This window comes from Mycobacterium sp. 1165178.9 (assembly GCF_001673555.1).
In the GTDB taxonomy this organism is placed as follows: Bacteria; Actinomycetota; Actinomycetes; order Mycobacteriales; family Mycobacteriaceae; genus Mycobacterium.
The window spans coordinates 1-1,605 of sequence record NZ_LZMB01000400.1; the positions used below are offsets into that span (position 1 = coordinate 1).

The window sequence follows — 1,605 nt, forward strand, 5'->3', positions numbered from 1 at the left end:
GCGCCCACGTGGTACCCATGGTGCCGAAGTTAGCGATGTGAAAACACGGATCGGGTGTCGGGCGGGTGCCCGAGACAACCTGCAAGCGAATCGTTACCTGGCCGCGACCAACGTTTCGCTGACCGCGAAGTGTGGGGACGCGGCGAGGTGGGGATCAGCCGCGTCCACTAGCCTGCTGCTGACAGGGCCGGGACTTCAATACCTGCGCAAGGCTGCAAGACCCATGGAAGGGGTGACCGTGGAGGTCAAGATCGGTATCACGGATAGTCCGCGCGAGCTGGTCCTTGCCAGCACCCAGACGCCCGCCGAGGTCGAAGAACTGGTCAGCGCCGCCCTGAGCGACGGTTCGGGTCTACTGCGGCTGACCGACGAGCGGGGCCGCCGCTTCCTGATTCACACAACCAGGATCGCCTACGTCGAGATCGGCGTCGCCGACGCGCGCCGAGTGGGCTTCGGCATCAGCGCCGAATCCGGCAAACACGCCGGCAAGTGAAGTCAGGAGCGGGTAAGCGGCACGTGTGACAGCCCGCCCCAGGCGAATTGGACGGTGCCGTCGACGGCGTCCGCCTTAGAAATCGGGCGGTCTGAGTCCAGCCAATACCTGGCGCAGTCGACGCTGATGCCGACCAGACCGACGGCGATCATCCGGGCCCGATGCGGGTCCAGCCCGGAGTCCTCGCTGATCAACGCGAAGACCGCGTCGATGCAGGATTCGGTGGCAACGCGGACCTGGGCGGCCACCTCGGGTTCGGTCACATAGTCATTCTCGAAGATCAGCCGGTAGCCCTGGCTGTCGTGCTCGATGAAATCGAAGAACGCCTGCACCGCGGAGTGGAGCCGGCGCCGGTTGTCGGTGGTGGTGCTGAGCGCGTTCTGAACACCCGAGACCAGGTTGTGCACGTGGCGCGCCAGCACCGCCAGGTACAGCTCGAGTTTGCTCGAAAAGTGCTGATACAGAACGGGTTTGCTGACTCCGGCGCGGTCGGCGATCTCGTCCATACCGGCCGCGTGGTAGCCGCGGTCGACGAACACGTCGCTGGCGACGATGAGCAATTGGCCGCGCCGCTCGTCGCGTAACACCGGCACGCGGCCTGTGCTGCGCGGCGGCCGGGGGGAAGTCATTTCCCCAGGATTACACAGCCACCGACCGGCGCGAACCGTGGCGCGCCCGAATGCGCCGTCCGACACCGCTTCTGCCTGCGGAGACGACCGCGATGACGGCCGCATCGACTCCTCGGGTAGTAAGGTACCTTCCACGGGCTGCGAGCGGCTGACCCCGCGTTACCGGGGGCCGGCCGCCGATAATCAGATGAGGAATCGATGAGCGAACTCGCCAAGGTGCCGGCGCGGCGCGCCGTCAGATCGGCTGACCGCGGCCGGCCGGCAGACGGAGCCGCGGTTTCGAACCGGCGGGGCAACCGGTCGCCCCGCGACGAGCGGCGCGGCCAATTGCTCATCGTCGCCAGCGACGTGTTCGTCGACCGCGGCTCCGTCTGCCGGCCGGCCGCGGTCAGCCGATCTGACGGCGCGCCGCGCCGGCACCTTGGCGAGTTCGCTCATCGATTCCTCATCTGATTATCGGCGGCCGGCCCCCGGTAACGCGGG

General features: G+C 67.3%; 2 protein-coding genes and 1 pseudogene. 2 read left to right on the plus strand and 1 reads right to left on the minus strand.

The annotated features are described in order from the left end of the window. Positions 1-238: 238 nt before the first annotated feature. Complete coding sequence (locus tag A5652_RS17400; RefSeq protein ID WP_156745399.1) at positions 239-493, plus strand: DUF3107 domain-containing protein; 255 nt, start codon at positions 239-241, stop codon at positions 491-493. 2 nt (positions 494-495) lie between these two features. Here A5652_RS17400 and A5652_RS17405 read toward each other — a convergent pair whose 3' ends face one another. Further along, positions 496-1,122, minus strand: coding sequence for a TetR/AcrR family transcriptional regulator (locus A5652_RS17405; protein WP_197513992.1), 627 nt, complete (start codon positions 1,120-1,122; stop codon positions 496-498). A 198-nt stretch (positions 1,123-1,320) separates the two neighbouring features. On the opposite strand from A5652_RS17405, the pseudogene A5652_RS17410 reads away from it, so the two are divergent. Further along, positions 1,321-1,488, plus strand: a pseudogene (locus A5652_RS17410) (TetR/AcrR family transcriptional regulator); the annotation flags it as partial. Positions 1,489-1,605: the final 117 nt, after the last annotated feature.